Raw genomic sequence first — 14,474 nt, 5'->3', positions numbered from 1 at the left:
CGGTGCCGGGCCGGCTGGCCGCTGGGGGACGCTGTGACGATGGAGGACCATTTCCCGCCGGTGCTGGCCGACGCGGAGGCCGCCTCGGCGCACGGCCAGTCCTCGTTCCTGCGGTACACGCTCGCCGGGCTGATCCTGGCCTGCGTCGCCGCCGTCGGGGGTGCGGTGGACGTACGGGCCACGGTCGCCGGCCGCCACCTCGACCTCGGCGCGCTGGTCGCCGCGCTCGCCTTCGCCGCGGCCATCGGCACAGCCACGTACGCCCTCAGCACCAAACCGCAGCAACACTGGTACGAGGGCCGCGCCGTCGCCGAATCCGTCAAGACCCTCGCCTGGCAGTACAGCGTCGCGGGTGGAGCGTTCCGCCACGACGCGTCGGTGGACGCCGAGGACCTGTTCGCGGCCCGGCTCGTCGACATCATGCGCGAGATGCGGTCGGTGGTGACCCGGACCGGCGCCGGGCAGATCCCCGAGGCGATGGGCCGGCTGCGCGCCGAGCCGCTGGAGCGCCGCCGCGAGCGGTACCTCACCGAACGGGTCGACTCGCAGATCGCCTGGTACGCCGGCAAGGCGGCGCACAACGAGGCCCGGGTCCGCCACTGGTTCGCCGTCGTGGTCGTCGCCCAGTCCATCGGCCTGGTGGCGGGCGCGCTCAAGGCGTTCGACGTGCTGGACGTCGACGTGCTCGGCATCCTCGGCGCGGTGGCCGCCAGCGCCGCCGCCTGGCTGCAGACCAAGGACCATCAGAACCTCGCCCAGTCGTACGCCGTGACCGCCCGGGAACTGCAGATCATCCGTACCCGCGCGGAGCGGATGCTGGGCGCCGGCCCCACCGAGGACGAGTGGGCGGACTTCGTCGAGGAGTCCGAGCGGGCGATCTCGCGCGAGCACACGCTGTGGCTGGCCCGCCGCGAGAGTGTGTGATGATCGCGTAATGCTGTCGCGGATCCGTGAGTTGTGGACAAAGGCACTGCTCGGCGTGCTGCTGGGCGCGGCTGCCGGCTTCCTCGCGTACCAGGCGGTACGACTGCCCCGGCCGTGGCTGTTCGCCGTCTGCGGCGCGTTCGTCGGCCTCCTGGTCGTCGTGGTCGTCTTCGGCTACCGCCGGTCGGTGCGCCTCACCGACATCACGGTCAGCGTGCCGCAGTTCAGCCGCCTGCGCTTCGCGGTCACCCGCGACGGCCAGGACGTGGCCTGGAAGCTGTTCGTGGAGGCCAGCACCCGCATCGCCACGCAGCCCGTGGCGGACGGCAGCGGCCGCGTCCGCGAGGCACTCACGTCCCTCTACAGCCTCTTCGCCGTGATCCGCGACCTGCTCAAGGATTCCCAGCCGTCGCGGCAGGGCGGCACCGACCCGGCGGTCGAGCACCTGGCCATCGCCATGCTGAACCTCGAGCTCCGGCCGTTCCTGGCCCGCTGGCACCCGGCCCTGCACGACTGGGAACAGGCCAACAAGGGCCGCCCGGAATCGGCGTGGCCGGACGACGCGGCCTGCCGGGCCGAGCTGGCGGACCTGCAGAAACGGCTCGTCGGGTACGTGCTGAGCTTCGGCAAGCTGGCGGGCCTGTCCAACGCCGCAGAGGTCCTGACGGCGGGGGTGCCGGGACAGTCACCGGTCCGCGCCTGACCGTCCGGCGATGGTCACGGGCCCAGACGCCGGTGCAGGCCGAGGGTGACCAGGCTGGCGATCTCGCTGGGCCGGGGGGTGGCGATCAGCCGGTCGTTCTGCTCGGTGTCCAGGCCGTTGTCGGGCAGCGACCAACCGGCACGGCCGGTCACGTCGGAGATCTGGGCGAGGCCCTCCGCGTACCGGGAGTCCGCCGGGGGCGGTAGCGGCGGGAACCAGGCCGTGTCGCCGGCGCCCAGCAGGCGGGCGACGTCCATCGTCGCCCCGCCGAAGCCGCCGGCGAGATAGAGCGGATTGTCTCCCTCGAGCGCGAAGAGCAGTTCCTCCATCAGCCCCGGTACGCGGCCCTGGAAACCCTCGCGCTTGCCGCCGATCGCGAGCCGGGCGTCCGCCTTGGACTCCAGGAACCGCCGCATGGCACTGAGGGCCGGTGCCCGGTCGCCGTCGTCCACTGCCGCCAGGTCGTTTCCGCGGCCCTCCTCCGGCTCGACCTCGTTGCCGTGCGGGTCCAGGAAGACGATGTCGGCGAAGTCCTCGAGGTAGCGGCGCTTCTCGTCGAGGTCGGAGAGCGTCATCTCGCGGTGGTTCTGCCAGGCCAGGGCGATCAGCAGCGCCGGATAGTCCAGCGGGCCGTACCGCTGCACCTCGCTCATCAGGTATTCGGTGAAGCCTCCGATGCGCAGGTCGCCGCCGTAGGCCAAGGTGCCGCCGGCGATCAGCACCGCCCGGGCCACCTCGCCGAGCACCAGGCGGATGTGGGTGTCGGTGAGCCCCAGGCGCTGCAGGTCCGGGCTGTCGGACATCGAGAGCACCAGTCTTCGGCAGGCCAGTCGCTGCGTCGGCAGGGGTTCGGACACCGCGGCACTCCTTCGGTCGGAAACGGAACGGCGGAAACGTCAACCGCCCCGGGTGGCGAGGCCGCGAGGCGTGAGCACCTCGATGCCGTCCTCGATGCCGGCCGCCTTGGCGAGCTGCTCCAGCACGCTGAGTTCGGGATCGCCCAGGGGCGGATCCGGGTGCAGGATCAGCGGCCGGCCGGCGCAGCGGTCGGCATGCTCGGCCATCCAGTGCAGCAGCGTGATCGGTTCCGGGGCGTGCGCCGCCCACCAGGCGACGTCGAGGTCCGTGTCGTCCGCGGCGGCCTCCTGCTGGCGTCGCCACAACGCCCGCTTGAGGCACTCGTCGACCAGGATGCTCAGCGCCCGCCGGATCGCGGCGCTACGGTCGTCCCCGCCCAGGTGGGCGGGGACCCGGGGCACGTGGTCGAGCAGGTACGAGCCGCGCTCCTCGCCGCGGTGGAGGTCGTCGATCACGACGATGGGCAGGCCGGCGTACTTGGCGGTCCGCATCTCCTCCTGGCACCACGGCCGCGACGAGTACCGGTCGCTGCGCAGGACGAGCATGGCTCCCTCGGCCGCGTTCCGGCGCAGCTCCTCCTTCCACTTCCGGCCGGGCTGCAGCGCGACCGCGTCGAAGAACTCGTCGAGGTGGGTGGTGCGGAGCACGCTGCGTACCTCCTCGGTCAGCGGGCCGGGTCCCTCCTCGTCGTCCTCGGCCCGCTGCCGGCTGTGGCTGATGAAGACCCGGATGCGCTCGGTGACGCCGTCGAGTTTCTGCGCCAGCATCTGGGCGAGATCGGTGCAGCGCCGCTCACCGTCGCCGCCGCCCTGCTCCACGGTGTCCACCCGCTGGAAATCGCCCATCAGCTCGTCCAGCCGGCCGCGGACGCCCGGATCTACGGCGATCGGGAAGATCTCGACGTGCTCGGGGTCCCGCCGGTGGGCCTCGACCAGGCCCGCGACGTACCTGCGCCAGGGTGTGTCACCGAACTGCACCGCTCGCTGCATCTTCTTGCGGAGCACCGGCACCACCGCCACGTACCGCGCCGGCTCGAGGCCGTTGGCCCACGGGCGGCCGGGGAACGGGATCGGGCGGGGGGCGTCCTGCGGGTCCTGCCAGCCGGCGGAGCGTACGTACACCTCGACGGCCCCGCCGATCAGTCCGGTGTAGGCCGTGCCGTGGAAGTGATCGACGAGCTGGCGGGCGATGTCGGCGCCGAGGTCGTCCTCGGGATGCCAGACGACGTACAGCTCCAGCACGGGGGGAAGCATGCCCTTCTGCTTACCCGATGCACGCGACACGTGCCAGATCGTAGTGGGGCCGATCGGATTCCGGACACCACGTGGCAGCACCCCACGCGGGGGTGGTCGCGTGGGGTGCTGCCGGTCCCGAGAGGGCGAATCGGGACGTTCAGGAGAACCGGGCGGCGATCCAGTCGGCCACAGTGTCCACCGACTGGAAGACCGCGCCGTCGTGGGTCGCTCCGTCGAGGGGCACGAAGGTGACCGGCTGGTCGAACCCGGCGAGCTCGTCGAGCAGCGGGCCGGCCGTGATGTCGTACGGGACCGCGTCGTCGTCGGTGCCCTGCACGATGAGGATCGGCGCGCTCGGCGCCACCGTCGCCGGGTTGCCGTACTGCGCGAGCTTGGAGAGCACGGCGGGGGCGACGACTCCGCCCGGCACCAGCTGCTCGGCGGTCAGCGGGGCGTACGCGTCCAGGATCTCGTTGAGGCAGCCGGTCTGCAGGGTGGAGCTGCGCTGCTTCGCCGGGGCGGCCAGGTAGGCGTTCGGGTTGAAGGTCGGCTCGACGGCGTTGATGCCGTGCAGGGCCATGACGAGGTAGCCCTGCCCGGGCGTGCCGGGGATGTAGGGCGCGATCAGGTCCAGGTTCGACGCCGGGGCGATGGCTGCCACGCCCTTGAGCACCAGCGGGCCGTCGTAGGACGGGGCGAGCTGGCCGGCGAACAGGCTGCCCTGGCCGCCCTCGGAGTGCCCGTCGACCGCGTACTGGGTGGTCAGGGCGCTGTCGAGGCTGCGGGCCGCCTTGACGCTGTCGATGATCGAGCGGCCTTCGCTGTTGCCGACGAGGTAGGGGTGCGATTCCGGCGTACCCAGGCCGGGGTAGTCGGGGGCGGTGACCGTCCAGCCCTTCTTGAGCAGCGCGGCGATCGCGGCGCGGGCCTCCGGCCAGAACACGGCCTGGTTGGTCGAGGGCGCGCACTTGTCGGCCAGCCCGGTGGTGCCGTGACCCCAGGCGACGGTCCGGTTCGTCCTGCCGCTCTTCGGGGTGAGGACGAGGCCGGTGGCGACGGTGGTCGCACCGGAGATCGTGGTGGTGAGGTACTGGATGCGCTTGCCGGTGGCCAGCGGTGCGAGTTCGGACGGCAGGGTGGCGGCGGTGGCGGTGAGGACGGTCCCGGGGGAGAGCAGGGCGTTCGCGGGGCTGCCGCTCGCCACCACGACGCCGAGGACGGCGAGCGCGGTGGCCTGGAGTGCGGCGGCCAGTCTGACGGCGAAACGCCGCCGGGGCGCAGTTCTCATCTATGTGGTTCCCTTCCGGGCGTGAGTGGTTCGGGCATGGTGGATAACCGCCCGGCGTCGCCCGCGGTCGTGGGGTTACCTCAGGCGTGGCTCAGCCGGGCGGGACTGCGGGTGGGGGAGGGGAACTCAGGCGAGGTGGTCGGCGATCCGGCGCAACGCGGTGATGGTCTCGCGGTCGCGGGTCTCGTCGTCCTCGGTGGGCCAGGCGCTGCACTTGACGATGACGACGTCGGCGACCGGGTCGACGAACAGGTACTGGCCGTGGACGCCGAGGCCGGTGAAGGCGTGGAAGCAGCCCTCGCCGAGGGTCCACCACTGGTTGGCGTACCCGTAATGGTGGTAACCGCTGGGGCCGAGCGCGCCGACGGCGAGGTGGGCCAGGCCGGCGCCACGGCTGCGCCGGACCCAGTCGGCGGGGACGACCTGGCGGCCGGCGACGACGCCGTCGTTCGCCATGAGCAGGCCGACGCGGGCGAGGTCGCGGGCGGTGGCGTTGAGGGCTCCGGCGCCGATGGCCGTACGCGGGTGGGAGCGGGTCAGCCCGTAGTAGGCGTCGCGTTCGGCGCCGATGCGGGTCCACAGCGTCTCGGACGCGTACGCCGCCAGGGACCGGCCGGTGGCGGCCTCGAGGACCCAGCCGAGCACCTGGGCGTCGAAGGTGGAGTAGTTGAAGCGTTCGCCGGTGGCGGCGGTGCGCGGGGTCGAGCGGATGATCGCGGCCACGTCGCCGCCGGTGAGCACCGCCCGCTCGAACTGCCGGATGAAGCTGTCGGTGCCGTCCCAGCTCTCCAGGCCGCCGACGCCGCTGCTCATGTCGAGCAGGTCGCCCAGGGTGGCGCCCTCGTACGCGGTGTCCAGGAAGTCCGGCCGGTAGTCGGTGACCTGGTCCTTGACGTTACCGATGGCCCCCTCGGCGAGCGCGATGCCGACGAGGATGGAGGTGACCGACTTGGACAGCGAGAACAACTGCATGCGGGTGCGCGGCCCGGCGAAGGCGCCGGGGTAGCTCTCGTGCACGATCGCGCCGTGGTGCAGCACCACGAACGCCGTGGTGAAGGTGCGCCGGTGCAGGTCGGTGAGGGTGTGGTCGGCGTCGTCGAAGCGGTAGGTCAGGTCGAGGGGCAGGTGCGCCGCGGGCAGCGGGCGGGTGGCCGGGCCGCGGGCTACGCGCTCCGTCGGCATGAGCCAGTTCATGTGGGTGAAGGTGAACTCGTTGAACGGGCGGCGCATGATCAGGTCGCTCTGGCGGTCCCACCAGGACGGTGGCGCCGCGGCGTCGAGGACCGGTGGTTGCGTCGTGCTCGTCATGTCATTCCCCGCTGTCGTCGAGAGTGCGGTCGGCGGGACGCGCTCTGTTCGAGACGCCTCGGAAGTGTTCACGCAGCGTCTGCCCGGTGGGTTCAGCGACCGGTTCGAGGAAGCTGTTGAGGATGCCGAGCACGGCCATGCCGACCAGGTTGTCGGCGATCTCGTCGCCGACGATCCCGGCGGCAGGGTCGCCCAGGTGGTGCAGGGCGAAGCCCTCGGTGACCGCGGCCAGCATGTAGGCGAGCTGGTCGAGGGTCACACCTGGACGCAGCTGGAAGCCACGCGAGGCGAACGTGGACTCGTAGATCTTCTTCCACGGCTCGAGGGCGCCGGCGTAGTTGTTGGCGATCGCGTCGTGGATGCCGTCGTTGCGGTCGGCGGTGGCCACCATGATCAGTTGCAGCCGGAACAGCGGCATCCGGCAGATCGCCTGCAGCTCGTGGAAGGTCGCCCGGTCGATGGCGTCGACGAAGCTCTCCTCGTCGTCCAGCCAGCCCCGGGTCTCGACCTCCGCGTCGTACTGCGGGTCGTAATTCATGGCGTGGAAAAGGAACGACAGCAGGTCGTTGAGGTAGTCGTCGTGGCTGGCCCAGGTGGCGCGATAGGGGCCGTCGCCCTTCTGCCGCAGGAAGGGCGGCTCGAGGGTCTCCATCTCCCGGGACAGCGCCCGTTCGGTGAGGAAGCGCAGGCCCGACCAGTACTGCTTGCGGCCGTCGGCCGCCGGCGGCCCGTCCCAGGCACCGAGGTTCTGCTCGACCAGGTTGGCGCCGGCCTTCAGGTAGGACGCCACCTTCGGCGAGTTGACCAGCGCGGCACGGGTCGCCTCCCGGACCCCTTTGACACGCGTCACGATGCCGGAGAAGTCCTGGTTGTACGGGAAAGGCAGATCCTCTTTGCCGTGCGTCATGAAGCGATTCTTTGTCCGACTTCCCCGGCGGGACAAGTGCGCGGGTGCGTAGTACTCGAAGTCTAAGCCTCCGCATTTGCCGCTACCTGAATATGTAGCGTTCCGTAATTGATCCATAACGGAGAGGAATGGGTAATGCGGAATGGCCTCGATCGGGTATAACCGGGCGCATGCAGAGTGAAGCGCTCCTGGGTCTGCTCGACGAACTCCCCGGCACGCGGGTGACCGCGGACGCCGGCGTCGTGACGGTCGACGTGCCGGCCATCGGTGACTCGGTGCGCCTCGCCGTCCGCGACGTGCTCAACGTCGCCCAGGTCATCGTGCCGACCGGCGATCCGGGCGTCGAGCTGGGCGTCCGGCGCGGCCACGAGGAGCTGCCGCTGATCGTCATGAGCGAAGACGTCGCCTTCATGCCCGCGTACGCCGCCGACATGCTGGTGCCCGGCGCCGAGGTGTGGGTGCCGGCGACGCCGGAGCTGATCGCGTACTCGGAGATGCACCGCGACGTGCGCGCCCTGGGCCGGGCGATCGACGACGAGGACATCGAGCTGGAGGACGACATCCTGACCGCCACCCTGCTGCTGCACCGCTGCTTCCTGGCCGGGGCGGTCCGCGTCGGACTGTGGCCGGTACGGGTGGCGGCGTGGTGGGAGTACACCTGGGCCCGGGTGGGCGACCGGCTGCCGCTCGGGCCGTTCCGCCCCGATCCCGCCTGGGACCGGCTGATGGCCGACGTGACCGAGGCCCGCCGGCGCACCGCCCAGCCCGCCCGCCAGGACTGAGCCTTTCCGCTCGTCAGCAGACGGTGCTGGTCGATCCGCCGGTCGAGTTGAGGTAGCCGGTGACGTGGGTGCAGTGGGCGGCGGTGTGGCCGGGGCGCCCACAGCTCGGTCCGGCTGGTGTTGTTCAGCTCAACCCGCGGCACCTGGTCGGTCGACCTGGGCGTCGCGGGCCGCGGCGACCGGGCGCGGGCGGCCGGCCAGCCGCTCGAGCTGTGGACGGACCCGGTCGCGCCCACCGGCTGCTCCCGGGCCGCCGTGACGATGATCGGCACCGGGCTGGACGCGCCGCTGCACGTGACCACCGACGCCCACTGTCCATGAGCTACCTCGAGGTCCACGAGGCCGGCACAGTGAGGTCACCGCCTGCCATCGAGGTGTCACGCGGGTGCGCGGGCTCGCTAGCGTCGTCGCCATGACCGTCGGACGTCTTCGCGTCGCGGTACGGACCGCCGATCCGCTCAACCGCGCCGGGCTGGTCGCGTTGCTGCGCGGCGCCCCGCAGCTCACCGTGACCGATGCCGGCGACGACGAGCGGCCGGACGTGCTGGTGGTCGCCGCCGCACGGGCCGGGCTCGCCCTGCTGCTGAGCCGGCTCGCCCGCGAGGTGGGCGCGCCGGTCGTGCTGATCGCCGACGAGCTCATGCCGGACGCCCTGCTCACCGTGGTGCGGTTCCGGGTCCGCGCGGTCGTGCCGCGCCGGTCGGTCAGCGCCGGCGCGCTCGTGCGCTGCGTCACCGCGGTGGCCGCGGGCGGCGGGGTCATGCCGCCGGACCTGATCGGTGGCCTGCTGCAGCACGTCGACCGGTTGCAACGCGACCTGCGCTACGCCGCGCCGGCCGGTGCGGGCGGGCTCACCGACCGCGAGATCGAGATCCTGCGCCTGATCGCGGACGGCCTCGACACCGACGAGATCGCCGCGGAGCTCAGCTACTCCTCCCGGACCGTCAAGAACATCATGTACGGCGTCACCCACCGGCTGAACCTGCGCAACCGGCCGCACGCGGTGGCGTACGCGGTGCGCGCCGGGCTCATCTGACCGCACCGGCGGTAAGTTGTCCTGGGCGTCGATCGGAGGTGCGGCAGGATGGCGGTGGAGCGGAGCCGGTCGAGCGGACGGCCGACCCTGGACCAGGTCGCCTCGCTGGCCGGGGTGGGGCGGGGCACGGTCTCCCGGGTCGTGAACGGCTCGGCCCAGGTCAGCCCGCAGGCGAAGGCCGCCGTGGAGACCGCGATCGCCGAGCTGGGATACGTGCCCAACCGGGCCGCCCGCACCCTGGTCACCCAGCGCACCGACTCGATCGCGCTGGTCATCTTCGAGTCCGGCGAGCGGTTCTTCGGCGAGCCGTTCTTCGGCCGGATCGTGCAGGCGATCTCCTCCGGCCTGGTCGAGCGGGGCCTGCAGATGGTGCTCATGATCGCCCAGGCCCCGCACGAGCGGCAGCGGCTGGAGGGCTACCTCACCCGCCAGCACGTCGACGGGGTGCTCCTGCTGTCCCTGCACGGCACCGACACCCTGCCGGCCCAGCTCGAGGAGCGCGGCGTGGCCACGGTCCGGGCCGGCCGGGCCACCAACCCCGAGCCGGGGTGCTACGTCGACGCCGACAACCGGGGCGGGGCGCGAGAAGCGGTCGCGTACCTGCGCCGCCAGGGGCGGCGCCGGATCGCCACGATCACCGGCCCGCTGGACATGGCCGCGGGCATCGCCCGCCTCGACGGCTTCCGTGACGTGGTCGCGTCGGGCCCGGTCGCCCAGGGCGACTTCAGCGAGGAGAGCGGCGCGGCCGCGATGGCCTGGCTGCTCGACCACCACCCCGACATCGACGCGGTCTTCGCCGCCTCGGACATGATGGCGGCGGGCGCCATGCGGGTGATCCGGGAGCGGGGCCTGCGCGTGCCGGACGACGTGGCGATGATCGGCTTCGACGACTCCGTGATCGCCCGGCACACCGATCCGCCGCTGACGAGCGTGCACCAGCCCATCGAGGAGATGGGCCGGGAGATGGTCCGGCTGCTGCTGGCCAAGCTCGACGGCCCGGACCCCGGCGACTGCGAGACGGTGCTGACCACCCGCCTGGTGGTCCGCCGTTCCGCGTGACTGTGAGTCACGGCACCCGATTACCGCCCGTGCGGCCGGAGATTGCTTCGGACCTGACGCCGTCTTGAGCCGGGGATGAGGTACACCGGCGAACCTTGGTCTCGTGAACAGGGGCGGCAAGACGTCGCCGGGCTCGGGAGAAGGAACTGATATGTGGGCTAGCGGATTCAAGACGTACGCGGCAGTGGTCGCTGTGGTCGGCGGGATCGCGGTCAGCTCGGGGGCCATGTGGCAGGCGTCGAGCGCGGCGTTCACGGCATCGACCGACAACTCGGCGAACAGCTGGAACGCCGGCACGGTGACCTTGGGTGACGACGACTCCAACGGCGCCATGTTCACCGCGGCGAACATCCGGCCGGGTTCGTTCGGCGAGAAGTGCATCAAGCTGACCTACAGCGGCAGCCTCGCCACCAACGTCAAGCTGTACGGCACCGCGGTCTCCGGGGCGCTGAGCCCGTACATCGACCTGGTGGTGGAGGAGGGCACGGGCGGCACCTTCGGCAGCTGCACCGGCTTCTCCGCCTCGGCCACGGACTACACCGGCACGCTCGCCGCGTTCGGCAGCGGCAAGACGGACTTCACGTCGGGTGTGGGCTCGTTCGCCCCCACCGGCGCGGGCCAGCAGAAGACCTACCGGATCGCGTACACGGTGAACGCGACCACCCCGGACAGCGCGCAGGGTGCCGCGGCGAACGCCACGTTCACCTGGGAAGCCCGCTGACGATGAGTACGCAGGCCGGTGCGCTCCAGGCCCCGCGGGGGTGGTCGCTGCTGCTGGTACGGATGGTGGCGATCGGCCTGCTGGCGGCCGGGGCGGCGATCGTCGCGTGGACGGCCGTACCGATGATCTGGGGCTGGACCCCGGCGGTGATCGTCAGCGGCTCGATGAGCCCGCTGGTGCACCGCGGCGACATCGTGGTCACCTCGCCGCCGGCCGAGAACTGGCAGCCCGCCGTGGGCCAGGTCGTCACCGTGCCGGATCCCTACAAGCCGGGCACGACGCTCACCCACCGCATCGCCGGCTTCGACGAGCGGGGCCTGTTGATCACCCGGGGCGACGCCAACGGCAGCGACGACCGGTTCCGGACGGCGCCGTCGCAGGTGCGCGGCATCGCGCGGCTGCTCGTCCCGCGGATCGGCACGGCCACCCTGCTGCTGCGGGAGGGCCGCCCGGCGATGTTCCTCGCGCAGAGCGTCCTCGTCCTCGGCGCCGTGGCGCTGGTGTCGCGGCGGCTGCCCGCCACGCCCGCGGAGAGCGCGGCGCCGGACCGCCAGGCTCCGGTGGAGACCACGACGCCCGAACGACCCACCGCGCCGGCGGTAGGAACCAAGCCGAACCGCCCCACCCCGCCGCGCCGCCGCAAGGCGCGTGGCCAGACCGCCCCGCAACGCCGGCGGAAGGGGAAGAGCCGGGCCGCCCGGCGCCCCCGCGCGGCCGGCCCGCGGAGCCGGTGACCACCGATCGGACGTGATGCGGGCGAAAGCTTGAGTTCGGCGCTCCGCGGCCGACGTATCGGGGGGAGGATGGTGATGGCTGGACGGAACATCGGTGCGGCCCGCGGCCGCCTGGCGCGGGTGGGGGCGACCCTGTTCGCGCTGCTCTGCCTGGGCGGGTTCGCCCTGATGCCGGGCAGCTCCGCCGCGTTCTCGGCCACGACCACGGGTCCCGCGTCCTCGTTCGCCGCCCGCGCCACGTTCGGCCTCTCCCAGACCGCACCCTGCTTCAGCGACAACGGCACCGGCAGCTGCACGGCCGCCGCCGGCATCTCCGAAGGTGCGAGCGTCGTGGTCAGCCCCGACGGCAAGAACGTGTACGTCGGCTCGATCGCCAACTCGGCCGTGGCCTCTTTCTCCCGGAACGCCACCACCGGGGCCCTGACGCGGCTTGCGGGTACCACCGGGTGCCACAGCAACGGCACCTTGGCCGGCTGCACCAAGGTGCCCGGCGTCTTGGGGGCCGTCTCCGACCTGTCGATCAGCCCGGACGGCAAGAACGTGTACGCGGTCGGCTACAACTCGTCGACGGTCGCCGAGTTCTCCCGCAACGCCACGACCGGAGCGTTGACGCTCCTGAGCAGTCCCAATGGGTGCCTCTACGACAACGGCGTCGGCACTCCTCCCGCCGGGTGCACCGCCGCCTGGAAACTGTCGGGAGCCGACGGCGTCGTCGTCAGCCCCGACGGGGCTTACGTCTATGTCACCGCCGTGGGTTCCAACTCGCTCACTGTCTTCGCGCGCAACGCGACCACGGGCGTGCTCACCCAGGTGAGCGGCACGGCCGGCTGCTACACCAACACGGCCGCCCCCGGGTGCACGACCGTCTACGGGCTGGTCAACCCGTACTATCTGCGCACCTCTCCGGACGGCACGAGCGTGTACGTCGCGGCTTACGCGGGCAGCGCGGTAGCGATTTTCCAGCGCAACATGACCACCGGTGTGCTCACGCAGCCGGCCGGCCCGAACGCGTGCGTCTACGACAACACCGCCAGTGCCATCACGAACTGCACCGTCGTGTCGGGAATCTCCGGCGCCTACCACGTGGACGTCGCGCCGGACGGCCGCACCGTGTACGCCGCCGGCAGGAACGGCAGCACCGTCGCCGCCTTCACCCGCAACACCAGCACCGGCGTCCTGACGCAGGTGGCCAGCCCCAACCGCTGCGCGTACATCGGTTCCGCGGTGACCGGATGCACCGCCGCGAGGGCGATCTCGCAACCGACCGGGATCGAGTTCAGCTCCGACGGGCTGTTCGCCTTCGTGACGTCCGCCGGCAGCCACGGCGTGGCGGTCTTCCGGCACAACAGCAGCACCGGGGTGCTGACCCAGCTGACCGCCACGAGCGGCTGCATCTCCACCGGCACCGCCGGCTGCACCACCGGCATCGGCCTCAGCACGGCCTCCGCCATCGCGATCAGCCCGGACGACCGCGACGTGTACGTCGTGGGCGGCAGCGGCCGCGGTTACGTCGCCGTCCTCAACCTGACCCACTAACCCCGGATCCCGGCGGCCCTGCCGAGGTCGTCCAGGCGGGACTGCAGGACCGCCGCACGGGACTCCGCGACGCTGCCCTCGCCGGTGCGGGCCCGTACCTTGCGCCGCAGGTCGCCGATGCGGGCCTCGACGCCGGCAGATCGCGGGCCGTCGAGCGTGTCCAGCAGGTTCAGCAGGTCGGTGGCGACGTCCGGGCGGATCTGCCCGGAGGTGCGCCCGTCGTCGACCGCCGTACGCACCCGGCGGACGGCCTCGGCGAACTCGAACCGCACCGGGTCCGGCCGGGCCGCGGCCCGCGTGGGCGACGGGGTTCCGGCCGGGGCGGGGGAAGCCGCGCCCGGGGTCGGAGCCGCACGCGGTCCGCTGGGGGGCTCCCGGCCGGGCGGCCCGATGAACAGAAACGTGACCGCGGCGGCCGTGAGGACGACAGCCGGTACGGCGAGTCTCCGGCGGCTGCCATGCCGGGGCGGTGGCGGCTCGCCGGCGAGCGGGGTGAGCCGGTCGCGGACCTCCTGGGCGGTCGGCCGCCGCCCGGGCTCGTCGTGCAGGCAGTCGGCGACCAGGGCACGGAACGGCACCGGCAACCTCGGCGGAAGGCGGCCGGGACCGCGGGCGCGGGCGGCCTCCAACTCCTCCCAGGTGTCCACCGGGTACGGCGGATCGCCGGTAACCATCTCGAACAGCAGGACACCGAGGCCGTAGACGTCGGTGGCGGGCTCGGCCGGTTTGCCGTCGAGGCGCTCCGGGGCCACGTAGGCGGGCGTACCGAAGGTCACCCCGGTCTCGTCGTCGTCCGGCTCCCCGGCGACGGCGCTGATGCCGAAGTCCAGGATCTTCACGCCGGCCGGCGTCAGCATGATGTTGCCGGGCTTGATGTCGCGGTGCACGACCCCGCTGGCGTGCGCCGCGGCGAGCGCGTCGGCGACGTCCCGGCCGATCCGGGCCGCCTCCCGCGGGCTCAGCGGCGCGCGCTCCACCCGGGCGGCCAGCGTCTCGCCGGTGAGCAGCTCCATGACCACGAACGGCGCCACCGAACCGCCGGGCCGCACGGCGCCGTTGTAGTCGTGGACGACCGCGATGCCCGGATGCGACGGCCGCGCCGCCATCCGGGCCTCCTTCCAGGCCGCATGCAGCGCCTCGGCGCTGGTGGCGGTGCGGCCGGTGGGCAGCTTGAGCGCGACCGGGCGGTCCAGCAGCTCGTCCCGGGCGCTCCAGATGTCCGCCATGCCGCCGGATTCCAGCCGGGTGACCAGGCGATAGCGCGCGGCGAGCAGATCGCCCGCGGCCGGCCAGTCAGGGATCACCCCGGAACACTCACCCAGACGGTACGGGGGTGTCAACCGGACGATATCGCGACGGTCCGCACGGTATACCGTGGTGCCG

At 72.3% G+C, this 14,474-nt stretch carries 15 protein-coding genes; 9 read left to right on the top strand and 6 right to left on the bottom strand.

From position 1 onward, the window contains the following. The first annotated feature begins 39 nt into the window (after positions 1–39). Complete coding sequence (locus tag AB0368_RS07935; RefSeq protein WP_366153045.1) at positions 40–924, top strand: DUF4231 domain-containing protein; 885 nt, start codon at positions 40–42, stop codon at positions 922–924. 10 nt (positions 925–934) lie between these two features. After that, on the top strand, positions 935–1,627 hold the full coding sequence (locus AB0368_RS07930; RefSeq protein WP_366153044.1) for a hypothetical protein: 693 nt from the start codon (positions 935–937) through the stop codon (positions 1,625–1,627). Positions 1,628–1,641: 14 nt separating this feature from the next. Here the strand turns inward: AB0368_RS07930 and AB0368_RS07925 are convergent, their stop codons facing one another. From AB0368_RS07925 to AB0368_RS07905, 5 genes are all read right to left on the bottom strand, one after another. Beyond that, on the bottom strand, positions 1,642–2,484 hold the full coding sequence (locus AB0368_RS07925) for a hypothetical protein (protein ID WP_366153043.1): 843 nt from the start codon (positions 2,482–2,484) through the stop codon (positions 1,642–1,644). 39 nt (positions 2,485–2,523) lie between these two features. Further along, a complete protein-coding gene (locus AB0368_RS07920) occupies positions 2,524–3,768 on the bottom strand; it encodes a toll/interleukin-1 receptor domain-containing protein (RefSeq protein WP_366153042.1) in 1,245 nt (414 codons plus the stop codon). A 109-nt stretch (positions 3,769–3,877) separates the two neighbouring features. Beyond that, positions 3,878–5,008, bottom strand: coding sequence for an alpha/beta fold hydrolase (locus tag AB0368_RS07915; protein ID WP_366153041.1), 1,131 nt, complete (start codon positions 5,006–5,008; stop codon positions 3,878–3,880). A gap of 126 nt (positions 5,009–5,134) precedes the next feature. Then, positions 5,135–6,316 carry a serine hydrolase gene (locus tag AB0368_RS07910; RefSeq protein ID WP_366153040.1) on the bottom strand — a complete coding sequence of 394 codons (1,182 nt, stop codon included), beginning with the start codon at positions 6,314–6,316 and terminating at the stop codon, positions 5,135–5,137. Between the two features lies 1 nt (position 6,317). Continuing rightward, positions 6,318–7,223, bottom strand: coding sequence for a hypothetical protein (locus tag AB0368_RS07905; protein WP_366153039.1), 906 nt, complete (start codon positions 7,221–7,223; stop codon positions 6,318–6,320). 170 nt (positions 7,224–7,393) lie between these two features. On the opposite strand from AB0368_RS07905, the gene AB0368_RS07900 reads away from it, so the two are divergent. From AB0368_RS07900 to AB0368_RS07870, 7 genes are all read left to right on the top strand, one after another. After that, positions 7,394–8,005: a hypothetical protein gene (locus tag AB0368_RS07900; protein ID WP_366153038.1), complete on the top strand. Its 612-nt coding sequence runs from the start codon at positions 7,394–7,396 to the stop codon at positions 8,003–8,005. Positions 8,006–8,122: 117 nt separating this feature from the next. Further along, positions 8,123–8,326 carry a hypothetical protein gene (locus AB0368_RS07895; RefSeq protein ID WP_366153037.1) on the top strand — a complete coding sequence of 68 codons (204 nt, stop codon included), beginning with the start codon at positions 8,123–8,125 and terminating at the stop codon, positions 8,324–8,326. A gap of 91 nt (positions 8,327–8,417) precedes the next feature. After that, positions 8,418–9,041, top strand: coding sequence for a LuxR C-terminal-related transcriptional regulator (locus tag AB0368_RS07890; protein ID WP_366153036.1), 624 nt, complete (start codon positions 8,418–8,420; stop codon positions 9,039–9,041). 48 nt (positions 9,042–9,089) lie between these two features. Continuing rightward, the gene (locus AB0368_RS07885; RefSeq protein ID WP_366153035.1) at positions 9,090–10,100 is read left to right on the top strand and encodes a LacI family DNA-binding transcriptional regulator; all 1,011 of its coding nucleotides are present in this window, start codon (positions 9,090–9,092) and stop codon (positions 10,098–10,100) included. Between the two features lie 151 nt (positions 10,101–10,251). After that, positions 10,252–10,821, top strand: a complete 570-nt coding sequence (locus AB0368_RS07880) for a hypothetical protein (protein ID WP_366153034.1) — start codon at positions 10,252–10,254, stop codon at positions 10,819–10,821. A 2-nt stretch (positions 10,822–10,823) separates the two neighbouring features. Beyond that, the gene (locus AB0368_RS07875; protein WP_366153033.1) at positions 10,824–11,555 is read left to right on the top strand and encodes a S26 family signal peptidase; all 732 of its coding nucleotides are present in this window, start codon (positions 10,824–10,826) and stop codon (positions 11,553–11,555) included. 75 nt (positions 11,556–11,630) lie between these two features. Next, on the top strand, positions 11,631–13,091 hold the full coding sequence (locus AB0368_RS07870; protein ID WP_366153032.1) for a beta-propeller fold lactonase family protein: 1,461 nt from the start codon (positions 11,631–11,633) through the stop codon (positions 13,089–13,091). Here AB0368_RS07870 and AB0368_RS07865 read toward each other — a convergent pair. Further along, positions 13,088–14,395, bottom strand: coding sequence for a protein kinase (locus AB0368_RS07865; protein ID WP_366153031.1), 1,308 nt, complete (start codon positions 14,393–14,395; stop codon positions 13,088–13,090). The genes AB0368_RS07870 and AB0368_RS07865 overlap by 4 nt on opposite strands. Positions 14,396–14,474 lie beyond the last annotated feature (79 nt).

The organism is Actinoplanes sp. NPDC051475 (genome assembly GCF_040689425.1).
Taxonomy (GTDB): domain Bacteria; phylum Actinomycetota; class Actinomycetes; order Mycobacteriales; family Micromonosporaceae; genus Actinoplanes.
The sequence above is the reverse complement of the archived record's forward strand: the minus strand, read 5'-3'. Positions and strand labels throughout refer to the sequence as shown.

Coding starts and splice junctions, on each gene's coding strand:
- AB0368_RS07935 (WP_366153045.1), top strand. CDS start 40: ATGGAGGACCATTTCCCGCCGGTGCTGGCCGACGCGGAGGCCGCCTCG.
- AB0368_RS07930 (WP_366153044.1), top strand. CDS start 935: ATGCTGTCGCGGATCCGTGAGTTGTGGACAAAGGCACTGCTCGGCGTG.
- AB0368_RS07915 (WP_366153041.1), bottom strand. CDS start 5,008: ATGAGAACTGCGCCCCGGCGGCGTTTCGCCGTCAGACTGGCCGCCGCA.
- AB0368_RS07910 (WP_366153040.1), bottom strand. CDS start 6,316: ATGACGAGCACGACGCAACCACCGGTCCTCGACGCCGCGGCGCCACCG.
- AB0368_RS07905 (WP_366153039.1), bottom strand. CDS start 7,223: ATGACGCACGGCAAAGAGGATCTGCCTTTCCCGTACAACCAGGACTTC.
- AB0368_RS07900 (WP_366153038.1), top strand. CDS start 7,394: ATGCAGAGTGAAGCGCTCCTGGGTCTGCTCGACGAACTCCCCGGCACG.
- AB0368_RS07890 (WP_366153036.1), top strand. CDS start 8,418: ATGACCGTCGGACGTCTTCGCGTCGCGGTACGGACCGCCGATCCGCTC.
- AB0368_RS07885 (WP_366153035.1), top strand. CDS start 9,090: ATGGCGGTGGAGCGGAGCCGGTCGAGCGGACGGCCGACCCTGGACCAG.
- AB0368_RS07880 (WP_366153034.1), top strand. CDS start 10,252: ATGTGGGCTAGCGGATTCAAGACGTACGCGGCAGTGGTCGCTGTGGTC.
- AB0368_RS07875 (WP_366153033.1), top strand. CDS start 10,824: ATGAGTACGCAGGCCGGTGCGCTCCAGGCCCCGCGGGGGTGGTCGCTG.
- AB0368_RS07870 (WP_366153032.1), top strand. CDS start 11,631: ATGGCTGGACGGAACATCGGTGCGGCCCGCGGCCGCCTGGCGCGGGTG.